The 16,308-nt window shown below is 75.6% G+C and carries 19 protein-coding genes; 7 read left to right on the top strand and 12 right to left on the bottom strand.

Annotation, left to right across the window (positions count from 1 at the left end):
* Positions 1-76 precede the first annotated feature (76 nt).
* Positions 77-907, top strand: coding sequence for a helix-turn-helix transcriptional regulator (locus ABC795_RS07595; RefSeq protein ID WP_347060368.1), 831 nt, complete (start codon positions 77-79; stop codon positions 905-907).
* On the opposite strand, the gene hisF is transcribed toward ABC795_RS07595, so the two are convergent.
* The 4 genes from hisF to ABC795_RS07575 are packed head-to-tail and all read right to left on the bottom strand — an operon-like array spanning position 904 to position 3,702.
* Positions 904-1,698: an imidazole glycerol phosphate synthase subunit HisF gene (gene hisF / locus ABC795_RS07590; protein WP_347060367.1), complete on the bottom strand. Its 795-nt coding sequence runs from the start codon at positions 1,696-1,698 to the stop codon at positions 904-906. The two genes, ABC795_RS07595 and hisF, sit on opposite strands and share 4 nt — an antisense overlap.
* Positions 1,695-2,087 carry a RidA family protein gene (locus ABC795_RS07585; RefSeq protein ID WP_347060366.1) on the bottom strand — a complete coding sequence of 131 codons (393 nt, stop codon included), beginning with the start codon at positions 2,085-2,087 and terminating at the stop codon, positions 1,695-1,697. Before ABC795_RS07585 ends, hisF begins: the two co-directional genes overlap by 4 nt.
* Positions 2,084-2,815 carry a bifunctional 1-(5-phosphoribosyl)-5-((5-phosphoribosylamino)methylideneamino)imidazole-4-carboxamide isomerase/phosphoribosylanthranilate isomerase PriA gene (gene priA, locus ABC795_RS07580; protein ID WP_347060365.1) on the bottom strand — a complete coding sequence of 244 codons (732 nt, stop codon included), beginning with the start codon at positions 2,813-2,815 and terminating at the stop codon, positions 2,084-2,086. The genes ABC795_RS07585 and priA overlap by 4 nt, the downstream gene beginning before the upstream one ends.
* A gap of 38 nt (positions 2,816-2,853) precedes the next feature.
* A complete protein-coding gene (locus tag ABC795_RS07575; RefSeq protein ID WP_347060364.1) occupies positions 2,854-3,702 on the bottom strand; it encodes a helix-turn-helix domain-containing protein in 849 nt (282 codons plus the stop codon).
* Between the two features lie 38 nt (positions 3,703-3,740).
* Here ABC795_RS07575 and ABC795_RS07570 point away from each other — a divergent pair, with 38 nt between their 5' ends.
* The 4 genes from ABC795_RS07570 (at position 3,741) to ABC795_RS07555 (ending at position 6,759) form a co-directional block, all read left to right on the top strand.
* Positions 3,741-4,289, top strand: coding sequence for a TIGR03086 family metal-binding protein (locus tag ABC795_RS07570; RefSeq protein ID WP_347060363.1), 549 nt, complete (start codon positions 3,741-3,743; stop codon positions 4,287-4,289).
* Between the two features lie 33 nt (positions 4,290-4,322).
* On the top strand, positions 4,323-4,922 hold the full coding sequence (locus tag ABC795_RS07565) for a nitroreductase family protein (protein WP_347060362.1): 600 nt from the start codon (positions 4,323-4,325) through the stop codon (positions 4,920-4,922).
* A gap of 73 nt (positions 4,923-4,995) precedes the next feature.
* Positions 4,996-6,219: a phosphotransferase gene (locus ABC795_RS07560; RefSeq protein WP_347060361.1), complete on the top strand. Its 1,224-nt coding sequence runs from the start codon at positions 4,996-4,998 to the stop codon at positions 6,217-6,219.
* A 111-nt stretch (positions 6,220-6,330) separates the two neighbouring features.
* Positions 6,331-6,759 (top strand): hypothetical protein, encoded by a 429-nt coding sequence (locus tag ABC795_RS07555; RefSeq protein ID WP_347060360.1) that lies wholly within the window; start codon positions 6,331-6,333, stop codon positions 6,757-6,759.
* 109 nt (positions 6,760-6,868) lie between these two features.
* On the opposite strand, the gene ABC795_RS07550 is transcribed toward ABC795_RS07555, so the two are convergent.
* The 4 genes from ABC795_RS07550 to ABC795_RS07535 form a co-directional block, all read right to left on the bottom strand.
* A complete protein-coding gene (locus ABC795_RS07550; protein ID WP_347060358.1) occupies positions 6,869-7,531 on the bottom strand; it encodes a response regulator transcription factor in 663 nt (220 codons plus the stop codon).
* Entirely contained in the window at positions 7,528-9,129 is a 1,602-nt protein-coding gene (locus tag ABC795_RS07545; RefSeq protein ID WP_347060357.1) for a HAMP domain-containing sensor histidine kinase, read from the bottom strand. Before ABC795_RS07545 ends, ABC795_RS07550 begins: the two co-directional genes overlap by 4 nt.
* A gap of 17 nt (positions 9,130-9,146) precedes the next feature.
* Positions 9,147-9,500, bottom strand: a complete 354-nt coding sequence (locus ABC795_RS07540; RefSeq protein WP_347060356.1) for a hypothetical protein — start codon at positions 9,498-9,500, stop codon at positions 9,147-9,149.
* A 64-nt stretch (positions 9,501-9,564) separates the two neighbouring features.
* Positions 9,565-11,916, bottom strand: a complete 2,352-nt coding sequence (locus ABC795_RS07535; RefSeq protein WP_347060355.1) for a M20/M25/M40 family metallo-hydrolase — start codon at positions 11,914-11,916, stop codon at positions 9,565-9,567.
* Between the two features lie 123 nt (positions 11,917-12,039).
* On the opposite strand from ABC795_RS07535, the gene ABC795_RS07530 reads away from it, so the two are divergent.
* Positions 12,040-12,804 (top strand): SDR family oxidoreductase, encoded by a 765-nt coding sequence (locus ABC795_RS07530; RefSeq protein ID WP_347060354.1) that lies wholly within the window; start codon positions 12,040-12,042, stop codon positions 12,802-12,804.
* Between the two features lie 9 nt (positions 12,805-12,813).
* Here ABC795_RS07530 and hisH read toward each other — a convergent pair whose 3' ends face one another.
* On the bottom strand, positions 12,814-13,452 hold the full coding sequence (gene hisH / locus ABC795_RS07525) for an imidazole glycerol phosphate synthase subunit HisH (protein WP_347060353.1): 639 nt from the start codon (positions 13,450-13,452) through the stop codon (positions 12,814-12,816).
* 104 nt (positions 13,453-13,556) lie between these two features.
* Positions 13,557-14,132 (bottom strand): hypothetical protein, encoded by a 576-nt coding sequence (locus ABC795_RS07520; protein ID WP_347060352.1) that lies wholly within the window; start codon positions 14,130-14,132, stop codon positions 13,557-13,559.
* Positions 14,133-14,354: 222 nt separating this feature from the next.
* Between ABC795_RS07520 and ABC795_RS07515 the strand changes: the two genes are divergently transcribed.
* A complete protein-coding gene (locus ABC795_RS07515; RefSeq protein WP_347060351.1) occupies positions 14,355-15,608 on the top strand; it encodes a DUF222 domain-containing protein in 1,254 nt (417 codons plus the stop codon).
* Here ABC795_RS07515 and ABC795_RS07510 read toward each other — a convergent pair.
* A complete protein-coding gene (locus ABC795_RS07510; protein ID WP_347060350.1) occupies positions 15,574-16,134 on the bottom strand; it encodes a nucleotidyltransferase family protein in 561 nt (186 codons plus the stop codon). The genes ABC795_RS07515 and ABC795_RS07510 overlap by 35 nt on opposite strands.
* Positions 16,131-16,307, bottom strand: coding sequence for a hypothetical protein (locus ABC795_RS07505; protein WP_347060349.1), 177 nt, complete (start codon positions 16,305-16,307; stop codon positions 16,131-16,133). The genes ABC795_RS07510 and ABC795_RS07505 overlap by 4 nt, the downstream gene beginning before the upstream one ends.
* Position 16,308 lies beyond the last annotated feature (1 nt).

Raw genomic sequence — 16,308 nt, 5'->3', positions numbered from 1 at the left:
GGACCAGGAGGCCACGTCCCGGCGCCGGGACGGTAGACGCTGCCACTACCAGTAGTGCCACTACTAGGTTCGGGGCATGACGAGGGAGGCCCGGCGCAAGGAGCTCGGCACCTTCCTGCGCAACCGGCGGCTCGCCCTGTCACGGCAGGACTTCGGGCTGCCGAGCCCGGCGCGGGCGCGGGGCACGGGCCTGCGCCGGGAGGAGGTCTCGGCCTTCGCCGGGGTGAGCGTCACCTGGTACACGTGGCTGGAGCAGGGGCGGGACATCAACCCGTCCCGGCAGGTCCTCGAGGCGCTCGGCCGGGTGCTGCGCCTGACGGCGTCGGAGACGGCCTACCTGCTTTCTCTCGGCGGCTACGCATCCCGGCCGCCGGACGAGGACGCGCGCGTTCACGACGTCGCCCCGCCGCACATCCAGCGGCTGCTCGACAGCCTGGCCTTCCCCGCCTTCGCGGTGGCCGCGGACTGGACCATCGTCGGCTGGAACGCCCCGTACGCCGCCCTCTACTCGCGGATCACCACCCTGGACCCGGCCGACCGGAACCTGCTGTGGGTGGTCTTCACCGATCCGCACCTGCGCGACATGCTGCCCGACTGGGCGCACGCCAGCCGGCACTTCGTGGCCGAGTTCCGCGCCGAGTCCGGCGCCCGGCTGGGGTCGAGCGCCCACTCGGCGCTGATCGCCCGCCTGGCCGAGGCCAGCGCGGAGTTCCGCGAGCAGTGGGCCGACCTGACCGTCGAGGGCTTCACCTCGCGCCGCCGCAGGTTCGTGCACCCGACGGCCGGCGTGCTGGACTTCGAGCACCACCGGCTGGTGCCCTCGGACCACCCGGACCTGCACATCGTCGCCTACGTCCCCGAGCGCGGCAGCGGGACCGCGGCCTGGGTCGCGGGCCTCGCGAGCTAGCCGAGCGGGTGGTCGGCCTCGGCGCGCACCGGTAGCCCGGCGGCGGCAAGCGCGCCCTTCACGTCGCCGATCCGCAGCACGCCGAAGTGGAAGACGCTGGCGGCCAGCACCGCGTCGGCACCGGCCTCGACGGCGGGCGGGAAGTGCTCGGAGGCGCCCGCTCCCCCGCTGGCGATCAGCGGCACGGAGACCTCGCGGCGCACCTGGGAGATCAGGTCGGTGTCGAACCCCGCCCGGGTGCCGTCGGCGTCCATGGAGTTGAGCAGGATCTCCCCCGCCCCCAGCTGCGCAGCCCGGATGCACCACTCGACGGCGTCCTGGCCGGTGCCGCGGCGCCCGCCGTGCGTGGTGATCTCGAAGCCGGACTCGGTCTCCGCGCCGTCCCGGCAGCGGCGGGCGTCGAGAGAGAGCACCAGCACCTGGTTGCCGAACCGGTCGGCGATCTCGGCGATCAGCTCCGGCCGGGCCACCGCGGCGGTGTTGACGGCGACCTTGTCCGCGCCCGCCCGCAGCAGCCGGTCGACGTCGTCGGGGCTGCGCACGCCGCCGCCGACGGTCAGGGGGATGAAGACGCTCTCCGCCGTCCGGCTCACCACGTCGTAGGTGGTCGCGCGGTCGCCGGAGCTGGCGGTGATGTCGAGGAAGGTGAGCTCGTCGGCCCCCTCGGCGTCGTAGACCCGGGCCATCTCCACCGGGTCGCCGGCGTCGCGGAGGTCGACGAAGTTGACGCCCTTCACCACCCGGCCGGCGTCGACGTCCAGGCACGGGATGACGCGGACCGCGAGGCTCACGCCGGCACCCCGCGCACGGCGTCCGCCTCGATCTCCACCAGCAGCGCCGGGTCGATCAGCGCCGACACCTCGACCATCGTCGCCGCCGGCCGGATGTCGCCGAAGGCCTCGCCGTGGGCCCGGCCGACCTCCTCCCAGCGGCCGATGTCGGTGACGTACACCCGGGTCCGGACGACGTCGGCGAGGCTGAACCCGGCCCGCTGAAGCGACGTCCCGATGGTGGTGAGGATCTGGCGGGTCTGCGCGGCGGCGTCGCCGGGGTGCACGACGGAACCGTCGACGGTGGCCGTGGTGCCGCTGACCCAGGCCGTGTCGCCGCGGACGACGATCCGGCTGTAGCCGACCACCGGCTCCCAGGGGTTGGCCGAACCCAGGTTGAGCACCGTCATGCCAGTTCCTCCGTGAGCCGCAGCGCCTCCGGCAGGGTGAACTGACCGGCGTAGAGCGCCTTGCCGACGATGGCCCCCTCCACCCCGATCGCGGCGAGGCCCGCGAGCGCGCGGATGTCGTCGAGGGAGCTCACGCCGCCCGAGGCGACGACCGGGCGCGGGGTGGCGGCGCAGACCTCGCGCAGCAGGTCGAGGTTCGGGCCCTTGAGCGTGCCGTCCTTGGTGATGTCGGTGACCACGTAGCGGGCGCAGCCCTCCGCGTCGAGGCGGGCGAGGGTCTCGTAGAGCTCACCGCCCTCCTTGGTCCAGCCGCGGGCGGCCAGCCGGGTGCCGCGGACGTCGAGGCCGACGGCGATCCGGTCGCCGTGCTCGGCGATGGCCCGGGCACACCACTCCGGCGACTCGAGCGCGGCGGTGCCGAGGTTCACCCGGCGGCAGCCGGTGGCCAGGGCGGCGGCCAGCGACTCGTCGTCCCGGATGCCGCCGGACAGCTCGACGTCGACGTCGAGCTCGCCGACGACGCGGGCGAGCAGCTCCCGGTTGCTGCCGCGGCCGAAGGCGGCGTCGAGGTCGACGAGGTGCACCCACTCGGCGCCGTCGCGCTGCCACTGCATCGCGGCCTCGAGGGGGTCGCCGTAGGAGGTCTCGCTCCCGGCCTCCCCCTGCACGAGACGGACGGCCTGGCCGTCGGCGACGTCGACGGCGGGGAGCAGCTGCAGCTTCGGCACGGGGTGCAGCCTAGGGACCGGCGATCCGGGACCCGGCGTCAGCTCCCGGTCGCGTGCCGGGCGGCGAACCGGCCGGGGGTCATCGCGGTCACGCGGGCGAAGTCACGGGTGAAGTGAGACTGGTCGGCGTAGCCGAGCACGGCCGCCACCTGGCCGATGCTCGCCGGGTTCCCGCGCAGCCGCTCGGCCGCCTCCTGCAGCCGGCGGCGCTGGATGAGCCACTTCGGGGTCAGCCCCAGGCGGCGGTGCACGAGCCGCTGCAGCACCCGCTCCGACAGCCCGAAGCGCTCGCACACCTGCGCGACGCGGACGACCTCCCGGTCGCCCTCCACGAAGGCGACCACCTCGTTGACGAGCAGGCCCTCGTCGTCGACCGGCAGGAACGGCCGCAGCGCGTCGCCGAACGCGGCCATCGCCGCGGCGTGCGCGTCCCGGGAGTTCGGATCCCGCGCCATCGCGGCGCGGACCCGTGCGGTCAGCTCCTCGCCGGCGGCACCCAGGACGTCGGCGACGTCCACGTGCCGGTCGGTGAAGTCGCTCATCGGCCCGCCGGCGAGCAGCGCGCCCGCCGCCGGCGCGCACATGACCCCGACGGCCCACCCGGTGCCGCTCAGCATCGTCGTGGACAGCCCGGAGACCACGCCGTAGAACCGGGCGTAGCCGGAGGCGACCACCACCAGCGCCACCGGGTACTGCAGGACCCGCTGCGGTGCCTCCCGGCCCGAAGGCACCGACCAGACCGGGATCCAGAACCGCTGCAGCAGCCCGTCGAACTCCGGCTCGGCGGCATACCGGTGGATGACGTGCGAGGCGTCTCCGGGGTCCTTGAGGTGCGCGCGCTCGACGTGGTCCATCGCGGCCGGCGCCCCGGGGCTGTCGGGTTTCATCAAGACCGAGCCTGCCGCACGCTCCTACGTTCCTGGGCATGATTTCTCCCGCCAGGAGCCACGAGGCCGCCGACCGCCCCCTCTCCGCGCTGCTCGACGCCGTGCCCCCGGCCGGCTGGACCCGCCCCTCCCCGTGCGAGGGCTGGACCGCCGCCGACGTCGTCGAGCACATGATCGGGACGCAGCGGGACTTCCTCACCACGCACGGTGTCGACCTGGGCGAGGCACCCGACGTCGCCGCCGATCCGGCCGCCGCCTGGCGGGAGCACGCGACGCGGGTGGCCGAGGCGGTGTCCGACGAGGCCGTGGCCGCCCGCGCGTTCGACGGCTTCTTCGGCCCCACCACGGTCGGCGCGGCCTTCGAGCAGTTCTACGTCTGGGACATGGTCGTGCACCGCTGGGACGTCGCCCGCGCCGTCGGCGCCGACGCAGGCCTCACCGACGAGGAGCTGGACCGGATCGAGGCCGGCGCGGACGTCTTCGGTCCGGCGCTGCACATGGACGGGATCTGCCGCCCCGCCCTGGACGTGCCCGAGGACGCCGACCGGACGAGGCGGATCCTGGCCCGGCTCGGCCGGCGGGCCTGACCGCCCGCGGCGGCCCTGCGGCAAGCTGAGGGCGTGGAGTTCGCCGACGTCGTCCGCCGTCGCCGCATGGTGCGCGACTACGACCCCGACCGGCCGGTGCCGCCCGAGGTGCGCGACAGGTTGCTCGAGCACGCCGTCCGGGCGCCGTCGGCCGGTTTCAGCCAGGGCTGGGCGTTCCTGGTGCTGGAGACGGACGAGGAGCGCGACCGCTTCTGGTCGGCCACGACCGGGGACGGTGCGCCCGACCGGTGGCTCACCCGCATGCGCCGGGCGCCGCTGCTCATCGTGCCGCTGGCCAACAAGAGCGCCTACCTCGACCGCTACGCCGAGCCGGACAAGGGCTGGACCGACCGCGACGAGGCCCGGTGGCCGGTGCCGTACTGGGACGTCGACGCCGGGATGGCGAGCCTGCTGATGCTGCTCACCGCGGTGGACGAGGGGCTGGGCGCCTGTTTCTTCGGCGTCCCCGCCGAGCGGGTGGACGACTTCCGCGCGGCCTTCGGGGTGCCCGGGGAGTACCGCCCGGTCGGCTGCGTGTCGGTCGGCTACCCGGGTGCCGACGACCGCCGGTCGCCGTCGCTGCGGCGGGGACGGCGCGGCGTCGACGAGGTGGTGCACCGCGGCCGCTGGTGAGGCCGGGCGTCCGGTGAGCGCGCCCTCATCCGGCTCTCATGCCTGGTTCACCCCCGCCATCCAGGCTGGTGAGGTGGAGACCGCCCCCCTCGGCCCGGCCCGGGTGCCGCCGTCGTGGCCGCCTTCCCTGCAGCTCCTCCTCGGCGAGCCGGCCGCGGAGCTCTGGTCCGCGGTGCTCGGCCCGCTCTCCGGCCGGCTGCGCAGCCTCACGCCGGCCACGGTGACGCTGCGCCCGGACGGCACGGCGACCGTCCGCCACACCGCGGTCGTCGACTGGGCCGACGGGCGGGCCACCCGCGAACACCTCGCGGCGACCACCGGGACCGCCGTCCCGCCGGGGGCCGCCGTCGTCGAGGGCGAGGTCGAGGGCGCGCCGGTCACCGTGGGGCTCTGGCGCTGGCCGCTGGACCCGGCACTGCCCGGGCTGGGCTGGGCCACCTCGGCGGCCGGCGTCGCGGAGCGGCTGGGCTCGATCGGCATCGACGTCGGCGCACCGCAGCTGCGGTTGCGCGCGTACCGGCCGGGCCGGCGCGCGGTGGTGGAGGTGAGCTCGCCCCACGGCCGCTGGTTCCTGAAGGTCGTGCGCCCGACGGCGGCCGCGGACCTCGTGGCCCGGCACGCCACCCTCGGGGCGGCGGTGCCGGTGCCGCCCGTGCTGGCGAGCACCGGCGACGGCGTCGTCGTGCTGCCCGGCCTTGCAGGCACGCCGATGCGGACGGCCCTGACCGGGGACCCGGCCCAGCTGCCCGACCCGACGGCCCTCGACGCCCTGCTCGACCGACTTCCCGCGGTGGACGGCTCGGGCCGGCGGCGGGGTTCCGACCCGTCGGCGCGGGTGCGGTCGCACGCCACCGTGGTGGGCGCGGTGTGCCCGGTCCTGGCTCCGCGCCTGGAGCGGCTCACGGCAGCGGTGGCCGCGGGCGCCGGCGACCACCCCGTCGTCCCGGTGCACGGGGACTTCTACGAGTCCCAGCTGCTCGTCGAGGGGGGCCGGGTGGTGGGGCTGCTCGACGTGGACACCGCCGGGCCTGGGGCGCGGATCGACGACTGGGCGACCCTCGTCGCCCACCTGGCCCTGCTGGAGGGGCTGCTGCCCGACCCCGCGCCGGTCGCGGCCTACCGGGAACGGGTGCTCACGTTCCTCGGCGCGCGCTGGCCCGACGGCGAGCTGCGGGCCCGGGTGGCCGGGGTCCTCGTGGGGCTGGCGACCGGGCCGTTCCGCGTGCAGCAGCCGGACTGGGGTGCCGCGACCGAGGCGCGGGTGGCGCTGGCGGAGGAGTGGGCCGGGCTCAGGTGAGAAGGCGCTCACCGGCATGAGAGGGCGCTCATCGCGGTCTCCCGGAGGTCTCACTGGGGCCGGGCAGCGTGGAACTCGACAGCGCACCACACACTTCTTGGAGGAACCGCCATGACCCGCACGCCCGCCACCTGGAAGGTCATCACCTTCGGCACCGCGCTCACCGGACTCGGCGCCGCCGGGATCGGTGTGGCCACCGCCGCCGACGGCGGGCCGGCCCCGCAGCCGCCGGCGGCCATCTCCGTCGCCGCCGACGACAGCCCCGACGCCTCGCCCGACACCGCCGTCGACGCCTCCGCGGACAGCTCGGCCGGCAGCGCCACCGACAGCCCCGACGTCGTCCCGGCCGGCGCGGCACCCGCTGCGGACAGCGCCGACATCGACACCCCCGACGTCGACAGCCCGGACATCGACAGCCCCGACGTCCACAGCCCGGACATCCAGAGCCCCGACGTCCACAGCCCGGACATCCAGAGCCCCGACGTCGACAGCCCGGACATCGACAGCCCGGACACCCCCAGCGCCGACAGCGTCGACTGATCCACCGGCGCCCGACGGCCCGGGTCCCCCTCGCGGGGACCCGGGCCGTCGGCCGTCCACCTCCGACCGCGTCCCGGCCGGACGGGCAGCCGGCGGGCGGGATGGCCGGTCAGGCCGACGTCAGGCGGTACCCCATGCCGCGCACGGTCTCGATGCGGTCGGCCCCGAGCTTCTTGCGGAGGTAGCGCACGTACACGTCGACGACGTTGGACCCCGGGTCGAAGTCGTAGCCCCACACGTGGCTGAGCAGCTGCTCGCGGGCCAGGACCTGACCCGGGTGGCGCAGGAAGGTCTCGGCCAGGGCGAACTCCCGGGCGGACAGGTCGACGGTGCGCCCGGCGACGTCGGCCCGGCGGGTCCGCAGGTCGAGCGAGAGCTCCCCGACGGTCAGCACGGTCACCTCGGTCTCGCGGGCGCCGGCCAGCCGCAGCCGCACGCGGGCGAGGAGCTCCTCGAAGCGGAAGGGCTTGGGCATGTAGTCGTCGGCCCCGCCCTCCAGCCCGGCGACGGTGTCCTGGACGCTGTCCCGCGCCGTCAGCACGATCACCGGCACGGCGCAGCGCTCGGCCCGCAGCGCCCGCAGCACCGCGAACCCGTCGAGGACGGGCAGCCCGATGTCCAGCACCACCAGGTCGAAGTCGCCGCTGCGGGCGCGGTCGAGCGCGGACAGCCCGTCGCCGACCACGGCGGTGACGAAGCCGTTGGCCCGGAGGCCCTTCTCGACGAACGCGGCGATCCGCGGCTCGTCCTCGGCGATCAGGACTCGGCTCACCGCGGTCCTCCCTCGGTGGGTGCGGCCGCCGCGGGCGTGGTGCCCATCGGCGGGGTGGCGAGCGCGTCGTCGACGGTGCTGGTGGTGGCGGCCCGCAGGTCCCCGGGGTGGGCGTCGGCCGGGTGCGGTCCGCGCGGCGGCGCCGGCCGGGCGGGCAGGACCAGGGTGAAGGTCGCGCCCTCCCCCGGGCGGCTGTGCAGCTCGACGCGGCCACCGTGACCGGCCGCGATGGCCCGCACGATCGACAGCCCCAGGCCCGCCCCGTCGCTGCGCCGGGCACCGGAGCTGCCGCGGGCGAACCGGTCGAAGATCCGCGCCTGGTCCTCCGGCGGCACACCCGGGCCGGTGTCGTCGACCCACACCAGGAGCTCGTCCCCGCTGAGCCGGCTGCCCAGCACGATCCGGTCCCCGACCGCGGTGTGCTGGACGGCGTTGTCGGCCAGCGCGACGACCGCCTGCGTCAGCCGCTGGGGGTCCAGCAGCAGGTCGGCACGGGCGACGGCGCCCAGCTGCCAGTCGCGGTCCCCCAGCTGCCGGACGTTCCCGAACACCTCCGCGGTGAGCTCGGCGACGTCGACCGCCTGCGCGCGCACGAACTGCGACTGCTCGGCACGGGCCAGCAGGAGCAGCTCGGAGACCATGCGGTTCATCCGCTCCAGCTCGTCGTCCACGAGGGCCACGGTCTGCCGGACGTCGCCGGGGTCGGACGGATCGAGGACGTCGAGGTGCCCCCGCACGATCGTGATCGGCGTCCGCAGCTCGTGACCGGCGTCGTCGAGGAACCGGCGCTGGGCGGCCACGCCTGTCTCCACCCGGTCGAGCATCGCGTTGACGGCCACGGCGAGGTCTCCGAGCTCGTCCGCGGGGCGGTCGTCGACGGGGATCCGGCCGGAGAGGTCGGTCTCGGTGATGCCCTGAGCGGTGTCGGCTACCGCCCGCACCGGCGCGAGCACGCGGCCGGCCACGACCCACGCGCCCGCGGCGGCCAGGAGCACCGTGACCGCGCCGACGCCGAGCATGAGCTGGGCGGTGTCGTCGGCGGCCTGGCGTTCCTGGTCGGCGAAGTAGGCGACGACCGCCACCCCGTGCGCCGGATCGCCCTCCAGCGTCACCGGGACGGCGAGGTAGCGCACCTCACCGGCGCCGCTGTCGTACCGCCCCGCCGTGGTCTCGGACACCGATCCGACGAGCTCGGTGAAGGCCGCGTCCTCGCTGAGCAGGACCGGGGCCTCGATGCGGCTCTGGAAGCGGTACTCGCCGTCGACGTAGCCGAGGAACTTCTCGTTGGGCCGGGCGAGGTTGTAGGTGATCGCGGTCTGCAGGACGTCGGCCACCGAGGCGAACGGTGCACCGGTCTCCGGGTCGATGCCGGACGCCACGATCTGGGAGAACTCCGTGACCTCGGCCTCCAGCGCCACGTCCATCCGCTGGTCGGTGGCACGGACCAGCAGCCGCCAGGTCACCAGCGTGACCAGGGCGAGGGCGAGCAGGACCAGCAGCAGGACCCAGCCGATGATCCGGGTCCGGGCGGCCCGGGGCGCCAGCCGGCGCCGGGCGTCCTGCCGCCACCCGGGCGAGGCCGCTTCCTCGGTCGTCACGGTCGGGTGGTCACCGTTCAGTCGTCGCCGTCGTCGTCCGGGCCGTCGTCGTCCCCGTCGTCATCATCGTCATCGTCGTCGGAGATCGGGGGCGGCGGCACGACGTCCGGGCGCGGCTGAGCGGGCGGGGGCGCGGGTGCAGGCGGAGGTGCGGGCGCGGCGGGCGGCGGTCCGTCCGGCGCCGGATCGGGTCCGGCCGAGGGGGACGCGCCCGGATCGCCCGGCACCACGGGCGCGGGCACGTCGATCGGCGACGGCACCGGCCGGGCGCCGCCGCCGCCGGTGGCATCGAGCACCGCCCACGCCGCCCCGGCCGCCACCAGGACGGCCAGGACACCGGCGAGGACGACGGGGAGGGAGCGGCGCGGCACGGGGGTGAGCCTCCCTCCTGGCGGTGACGGGGTGGTGAGAGCCCGATGAGAGGCCTCTCATGCGTCACGGGCGGCGCGCTCGGCCGAGGTCGGACACGGCGGTGACCAGCACCAGGTCCGAGCCGTGCGCGCCGGCGACGTCCACCCCCTCGGGTCGGGGCTCGAACCCCGGCAGCCCGGTGAGCCCGTCGCTGCCGTCGGTGGCACGCAACCGCACCGGGCCGTCGCCGGTCACGGTGGCGCTCACCAGCAGCCCGTCGGCCGGGGGCGCGTGGAAGGTGACCCGCAGGCGGTCGCTCCCCAGCGCCGCGTCGGGAACCGCCCGGCCGGAGATCCGGGCGCGGGTCACCACGCCGTAGTCGACGGTCAGGTCGAGGTCCACCAACCGGACGGAGCCGCGCCGCGGCGTCACCCGCACCGTGAGCTCCCGCCGCTCGCCGCGCACCTCGTCGGAGACGACGGCGACCTCGGGCGCCGGCAGGTCGGCGGGCTCGGCCGCCCCGGTGAGCACCGGCCGCCCGGCGAGGTAGGGGAGGTCGGCACCCAGGTCGCCGGGCCCGTCCACGAAGCGGTCGGTGTACTCCGCCGGCGACGTCTCGGTGCTCACCCAGCGGGCCCGGCCGGCATCGGTGTCCAGCACGTAGGCCAGCCGGGTCGGCACCGGGTGGTCGGCGTCGAACCGGTCGACGGCGAGCCCGGTAGCCACGCACGCCCCGGCCGCCACCAGCGCGGTGACCGGCACCGCCGCCGACGCGATCGGGCGCCGCTCCTGACCGGGACCGGGGAACAGCAGTTCCCAGGCCGGGAGCAGGACGACGGCGGCCAGCGCCACCACCAGCGACGGCGCGGCCGCCGCTGACATGCCCAGCGCGGGGAGGAACAGCGCGGCGGTGGGCACCAGCACGAGCACCGCCGCCACGCCGGGGACCAGCGCGGCGCCGACGGCCACCACCCGGCCGGGCGCCAGGACGGCGACCGTGCCGGCGAGCGCACCGGCCAGCGCCGGCCACGCCGCCAGGTACGACCCGCCGGGCGCAGCCGCGGCGAGCACCGCCGCCAGGACGGCGACCCAGACCAGCGCCCCGGCGGCCAGCGCCGCCGGGCCCACCCGGCGGCGCAGCAGCGCGTACCAGAGCAGCACGACGGCCAGCACGACGGCGACGGCGGCCAGCCGGAACCAGCCCGGCCGCCAGGGGTCCAGCATCGAGGCGTACTCCGGCCGCACCGCGACCAAGGCCCGCCAGAGGCCCTGGGCCGCCAGCGGCGCGAGCACGAGGGGCAGCAAGGCGAGGCCTGTCGCCGCCGCCGTCCGCCGCAGCGGGCTTCCGCCGCGCCGTTGCAGCGCCCACACGAACCCCGCGACGGCGACCAGCGCCGCGCCGGCCAGCGGCCACACCAGCCGGCCGGGGTACCGCACGAGCAGGCCCGGCAGCGGGAAGTACGTCGCGTCGTCGTCGGCCGGCCGGACCAGGGCGCCCAGGTCACGGTTCCCCAGCTCCCGGGTCAGCGCCAGCGTGTTGTCACCGAGGGCCTGCAGGCTGCCGCGGTCGAGCCGCTCCGGGGTGTCCTGCGGGGAGTGGTAGGCCGCGGCGCCGTCGACGAACGCGGTGTTCATGCCCGTGAAGTCGCCGTCCTCGAGCAGCACGCTGAAGTCGGTGTCGTTGGGCAGCGCGCGGTAGACCTCCACGGCGAAGCTGCTGGCCACCGGGTGCACCGCGGCGTCGGCGAAGGCCTCGGCCAGCCCCGCGTTGCCCGGCGACGTCTCGAACATGATCGGCGGTCCGGTCGTTCCGCGGGCCTCGAGGTTGAGCACCACTCCCCCGCCGGCCAGCGGATGGGAGGCGGTGAACGCCTCGGCGCCGCACAGGCAGGCCTCCTCGGCGTCGGTGAGCACGACGACGACGTCGTTCCGCAGCGCCGGCCCCTCCGTGAGCGCCCGCACCGACTCCAGCACCGCCGCGACCCCGGCCGCGTCGTCCGCGGCACCGGGACCGGCCGCCACCGAGTCGTGGTGGGCCACCAGGTGGAGCCGGCCGGTGGAGTCGGTGCCGGGCAGTACCGCGACGACGTTGCGCACGCGGGCCATGCGTGCCTCGCCCCCACCGCCACTGCGCGCCCCGACGGCGTTCTGCACCCGGGTGTCGAGGCCGAGCCCGGTCAACGTGGTCACCAGGCGGTCGACGACCCGGTCGTTCTCCGCGCTGCCGGCGACGTGGACGCCGGCGGCGATCTCCGCCACGTGGGCGAAGGCGCGGGCGGCGCTGAACTCCGTCGCGGGGGCGTCGGCCGGCCGCGGCTCCGGGGTCCGCAGCCCGGTGACCGACCAGGCGGCGAGGGCCAGCAGCAGCGCGAGGACGGCGAGGCCGGCGAGCCGGCCGGGTCGCCGGGCGGGGCGGGACGTCGGTCTCGCGGGCACGCCGGCCTCCTGAGCAGCACCGGGACGGGACGCCGGAACCCTAGGCGGCTCGCGCGGCCCGGTCCGGCAGGCGCGACCCGGGATCGGCGGGCGCCGGTGCACACCGGCTGATTGACTGCCCGCGTGGCCGACTCCAGCGACTCCCGCGCCGTTCTCGTCACCGGCGCCTCCCGGGGCATCGGACGGACGATCGCCCACGCCTTCGCCGAGCGCGGCGACCGGGTGGCGGTGCACTACGGCAGCTCCCGGGAGGCGGCGGAGCGGGTCGCCGCGGAGCTGCCCGGTCAAGGCCACGTGGTGCTGCAGGCCGACGTCGCCGACGCCGAGGCCGTCGGGGCGGTGGTCGACGAGGCGGCGGCCGCACTCGGTGGGCTACAGGTGCTGGTGAACAACGCCGGGGTCTACACGGCGCACCCGCCGCTGGAGACGTCCTGGGCCGACTGGCAGGCGGTCGTGTCGCGCACCCTGCAGGTGAACCTGGTCGGCGCCATGCACGCCGCCTTCCGGGCCGTGCCGCACCTGGTCGCGGCCGGCGGCGGCGCGGTGGTCAACGTGACCAGCCGCGGCGCCTTCCGCGGCGAGCCGAACACCCCCGCCTACGGCGCCGCGAAAGCCGGGCTCAACGCCTTCGGGCAGTCGATGGCCCAGGCGCTGGCGCCGCACGGGATCACGGTGGGCAGCGTCGCACCGGGCTTCGTGCAGACGGAGATGGCGCGGGAGATCCTCGACGGCCCGAGCGGGGATGCCGTCCGGGCGCAGTCGCCCTACGGCCGGGTCGCCCGCCCGGAGGAAGTGGCCTCGGCGGTGCTGTGGCTGGCGTCGCCGGACGCGCGCTTCTCGACCGGCACGATCATCGACGTCAACGGGGCCAGCTACCTGCGCAGCTGAGCGGGCCGCTCAGTCGAGCGTGCCGAGCCAGTTGGTCAGCAGCTGGGCCCCGGCATCACCGCTCTTCTCCGGGTGGAACTGCGTCGCCGACAGCGGGCCGTTCTCCACACCGGCGACGAACCGGTCCCCGTGCTCGGCCCAGGTGACCTTCGGGGGCGTGAGCCGCGAGGGTCCGCCGTCCTGGCCGAGCGGGAAGTTCCGGACCCCGTAGGAGTGCACGAAGTAGAAGCGCTCGCCCTCGAGGCCGTCGAACAGGACGCTCTCCCGGGGCGCCTGCACGGTGTTCCAGCCCATGTGCGGGAGCACGGGCGCCTCCAGCGGCTCGACGACCCCCGGCCACTCGCCGCAGCCCTCGGCGTCCACGCCGTGCTCGACGCCGCGCTCGAAGAGGATCTGCATGCCCACGCAGATGCCGAGCACCGGGCGGCTCCCGGCCAGGCGGCGGCCGATGATCCGGCGGCCCTGGACGGCGTCCAGCCCGGTCATGCACGCGGCGAACGCGCCGACGCCGGGAACGACGAGCCCGTCGGCGTCCAGCGCGGTCCGGAGGTCGGCGGTCACCGTCACGTCGGCCCCGACCCGTTGGAGCGCGCGCTCGGCCGACCGCAGGTTGCCCGAGCCGTAGTCGAGGACCGCCACCTTCTTCACGCCTGCCACGCTACCGACCAGCACGGGAACGGCCGGAAGTGTTCCCGTCGACCGCAGACGCAGTGACCGTGCCGGGGTTCCTGCGACCGGCTCCCGGGGGGGCGTCAGCCGCTCACGGCCTCGATGGCCACCTCGTGGGCACCGAAGCGGGCCACCAGCCGCTTCGTCGGCGTGACCCCCTGCGGCAGTTCCACCACCGTGACGTGCGGGCTCATGTCCGCGGTGCAGGGGTCCCGGTCGGGGAACAGGGGCCCCAGGCCAATGTCGACCTCCTGCTCGGCGACGACCTCGATGCCGTCCGGCCCGCTGGGACAGCTGCCACTGCCGTGGGTGATGACCGCGAGGTACTGCCCGTCGTCGACCCAGGCGATCGAGGGCTGGAAGGCTGACTCGAGGACCGACTGGCCACCGGGGTCCGGCGCAGGCGCCGGCTGGGGCGGGGCCAGCTCGAAGCCCTCCCCGGGGCCGGGCAGCGTGATTCGCGGCGCAGGGGACGGCTGCGGGAGCAGCTGAACACGAGGTCCCGGCTTCGGCGTAAACACGAACTCCCGCGCCTCCGGCGTATCGGCTCCGAGGGCGAACTCCGCGACGTAGCGCGAGCTGCCCGGCCCGTCGGAGCCGCAGGCGGCGAGCACAGGCGTGGCCGCGAGCACCGCGGTCATCGCCAGCATGCGCAACACCGGCCGGCATCCGTTCACTACCCGCATCCTGCGGCCGCTCGGCCTCGCCGTCCAGCCGCGCCACCCGAAACGTGCGGCGAGGAAGACGTTGCTGGGAGCCTCGGGTTCCTGATCTCGGGGCCACCACCCGGCCGCCGTCAAGCCTTCCTCGAAGATGGTAGACAGCCTCCTGGCCTGCGGTTTCACCTTGCCACGTGCGGTCGGATCCGCTAGCCTTCGTACATGCGTTCGATCGCTGCGGGTGGTGCGCTGGACCGGTTGTCCGCCGCGCTGGACGACCTGGCGGCCGAGGACCTCTCCGGCTGGTTCGGCCCGCAGCTGCTGGACCGGCTCACCGGTCTGCTGACCGCGCAGAACCGGCTCGCGGCGCAGGTCTCCCGCACGGTGCGGGAGTGCGAGGTCTCCCAGGCCCCGGAGCGGGACGGACTGAAGACGATGGCGGCCTGGCTGCGCGGGCACGCCAAGCTGTCGCCGGCGGCGGCGTCGAAGGTGGTGCGCAGCGGCCGGGCGCTGGCCGAGCTGCCGGCGGTCACCGAGGCCTTCCGCCGGGGCGAGGTGACCGCCGAGCAGGTTGCGGTCATCACTCCCGTCGTCGACCCCGGGAACGTGGCGGCCGCCGACGCCCAGCAGGTCGAACTGGCCGGGGTGGATGCGGCGCTGGCCGAGGTCGCCGCCGGCTCCGCTTTCGTGCAGCTGCGCCAGGTGGTGGAGCACTACCTGGCCCGGCTCGATCCCGACGGCCCGGAGCCCGATCCGACCGAAGACCGGTCGCTGGTGGTGGTCCGGCACGCCGACGGCAGCGTCACCGGCCGGTTCGACCTGGACGCCGTGGGCGGGGAGAAGGTGCTCACCGCGGTCGAATCCATCATGCAGGCGTCCCGCCCGGCCGGGGACACCCGAACCCGCGCCCAGCAGTCCGCCGACGCCCTGGTCCAGCTCGCCGACAACACCCTCGCCTCCGGGTCCCTGCCGACCCTGCGCACGGTGAAGCCGCACGTCGTCGTCCGAGTCGACATCGCCGACCTCGTCGACCCCACCACCGGCCCGGGTGCGGCGCAGACCGGGTTCGGGGCGATGATCTCCGCCGCCCGGGCCCGCTGGCTGGCCTGTGACGGCAACGTCTCCCGGATCGTCATCGGCCCGGACGGGGAGATCCTCGACTACGGCAAGGCGAAGCGGGTCGCCCCGCCGGCGCTGCGCCGGGCCGTGGAGTACCGCGACCGCGGATGCGTGTTCACCGGCTGTGACGCCCCGGCCTCCTGGTGCGACGTCCACCACCTGATCCACTGGATCGACGACGGCCCCACCTCGCTGGAGAACTCAGCGTTGCTGTGCGAACGGCACCACACGAAAGTGCACCACGGGTTCGCCGTCGTTCGAGATGCGCGGGGCCGATGGCACACCTACCGGCCCGACGGCACCGAGATCCTCGTCTTCCCCCTCACCGGGGAACCCGAACGCTCACGCACCGGCTGAGCCACCGACGAACGACGACCCCGCCCGGGGACCTGGGCGGGGCCGTCGGTGCGCCGGCGGGGCGAGGAGGGGCGAGGCGCCGCAGGATGCGGAGGGGTCGGCGGGTGCTCAGCGGGGGCGTCGAGCGGGTCGGGCCAGGGCAGGATCGTGAGCTCGGGCCACTGCTGCTGCCCGCGCGCCGTGTCCGTCTCGTGAACGTGCCGGGGGGCCGGCCCCGCGGGTTGGGCCGCACGACCAGCGCGAACAGGTCGTCGTAGCCGTGCGGCGCGTACACCGCGACCGCGCCGGCGTCGTCCAGCCGGGCCACCCGGTAGCAGCAGACGGCGGAGAAGTGGTCGATGGCCTCGGCGCAGTCGCGGAACGGGTCGGCCGGCACACCGAACCTCTGCTCGTACCAGGGGTGCACCCGCGCCTCGTCGCGGATACGGTCGGCCACGCCCGGAGCGGGGGCGCGATCGAGCACCGCCCGCACCGTGGGGTCGGCGGTGACCAGCTCGAGGAAGCGCTCCTCGTCGCCGCCGCTCACACCAGCCGGAGGATGCCCGACGCGGTCGCCAGCAGCGCGGCCAGCAGCAGGATGACGGCGAAGACGACCTGCGGCCCGGTGCGCCCGGCGGTCTCCGAGTCGGCCCGCCAGATGCTCCAGGCGCCGCCCAGCAGAAACCCACCGAGCACGACGAGGATCAGGCCGAAGTCCACC

The sequence above is a fragment of the Blastococcus sp. HT6-30 genome, assembly GCF_039729015.1.
GTDB lineage: Bacteria > Actinomycetota > Actinomycetes > Mycobacteriales > Geodermatophilaceae > Blastococcus.
This window is presented reverse-complemented; position numbering and strand designations above follow the sequence as displayed.

What these genes read in the sequence shown, in the direction of transcription:
- ABC795_RS07595 (WP_347060368.1), top strand. Translation starts at nt 77, where the DNA reads ATGACGAGGGAGGCCCGGCGCAAGGAGCTCGGCACCTTCCTGCGCAAC.
- ABC795_RS07585 (WP_347060366.1), bottom strand. Translation starts at nt 2,087, where the DNA reads ATGACGGTGCTCAACCTGGGTTCGGCCAACCCCTGGGAGCCGGTGGTC.
- ABC795_RS07575 (WP_347060364.1), bottom strand. Translation starts at nt 3,702, where the DNA reads ATGAAACCCGACAGCCCCGGGGCGCCGGCCGCGATGGACCACGTCGAG.
- ABC795_RS07570 (WP_347060363.1), top strand. Translation starts at nt 3,741, where the DNA reads ATGATTTCTCCCGCCAGGAGCCACGAGGCCGCCGACCGCCCCCTCTCC.
- ABC795_RS07555 (WP_347060360.1), top strand. Translation starts at nt 6,331, where the DNA reads ATGACCCGCACGCCCGCCACCTGGAAGGTCATCACCTTCGGCACCGCG.
- ABC795_RS07515 (WP_347060351.1), top strand. Translation starts at nt 14,355, where the DNA reads ATGCGTTCGATCGCTGCGGGTGGTGCGCTGGACCGGTTGTCCGCCGCG.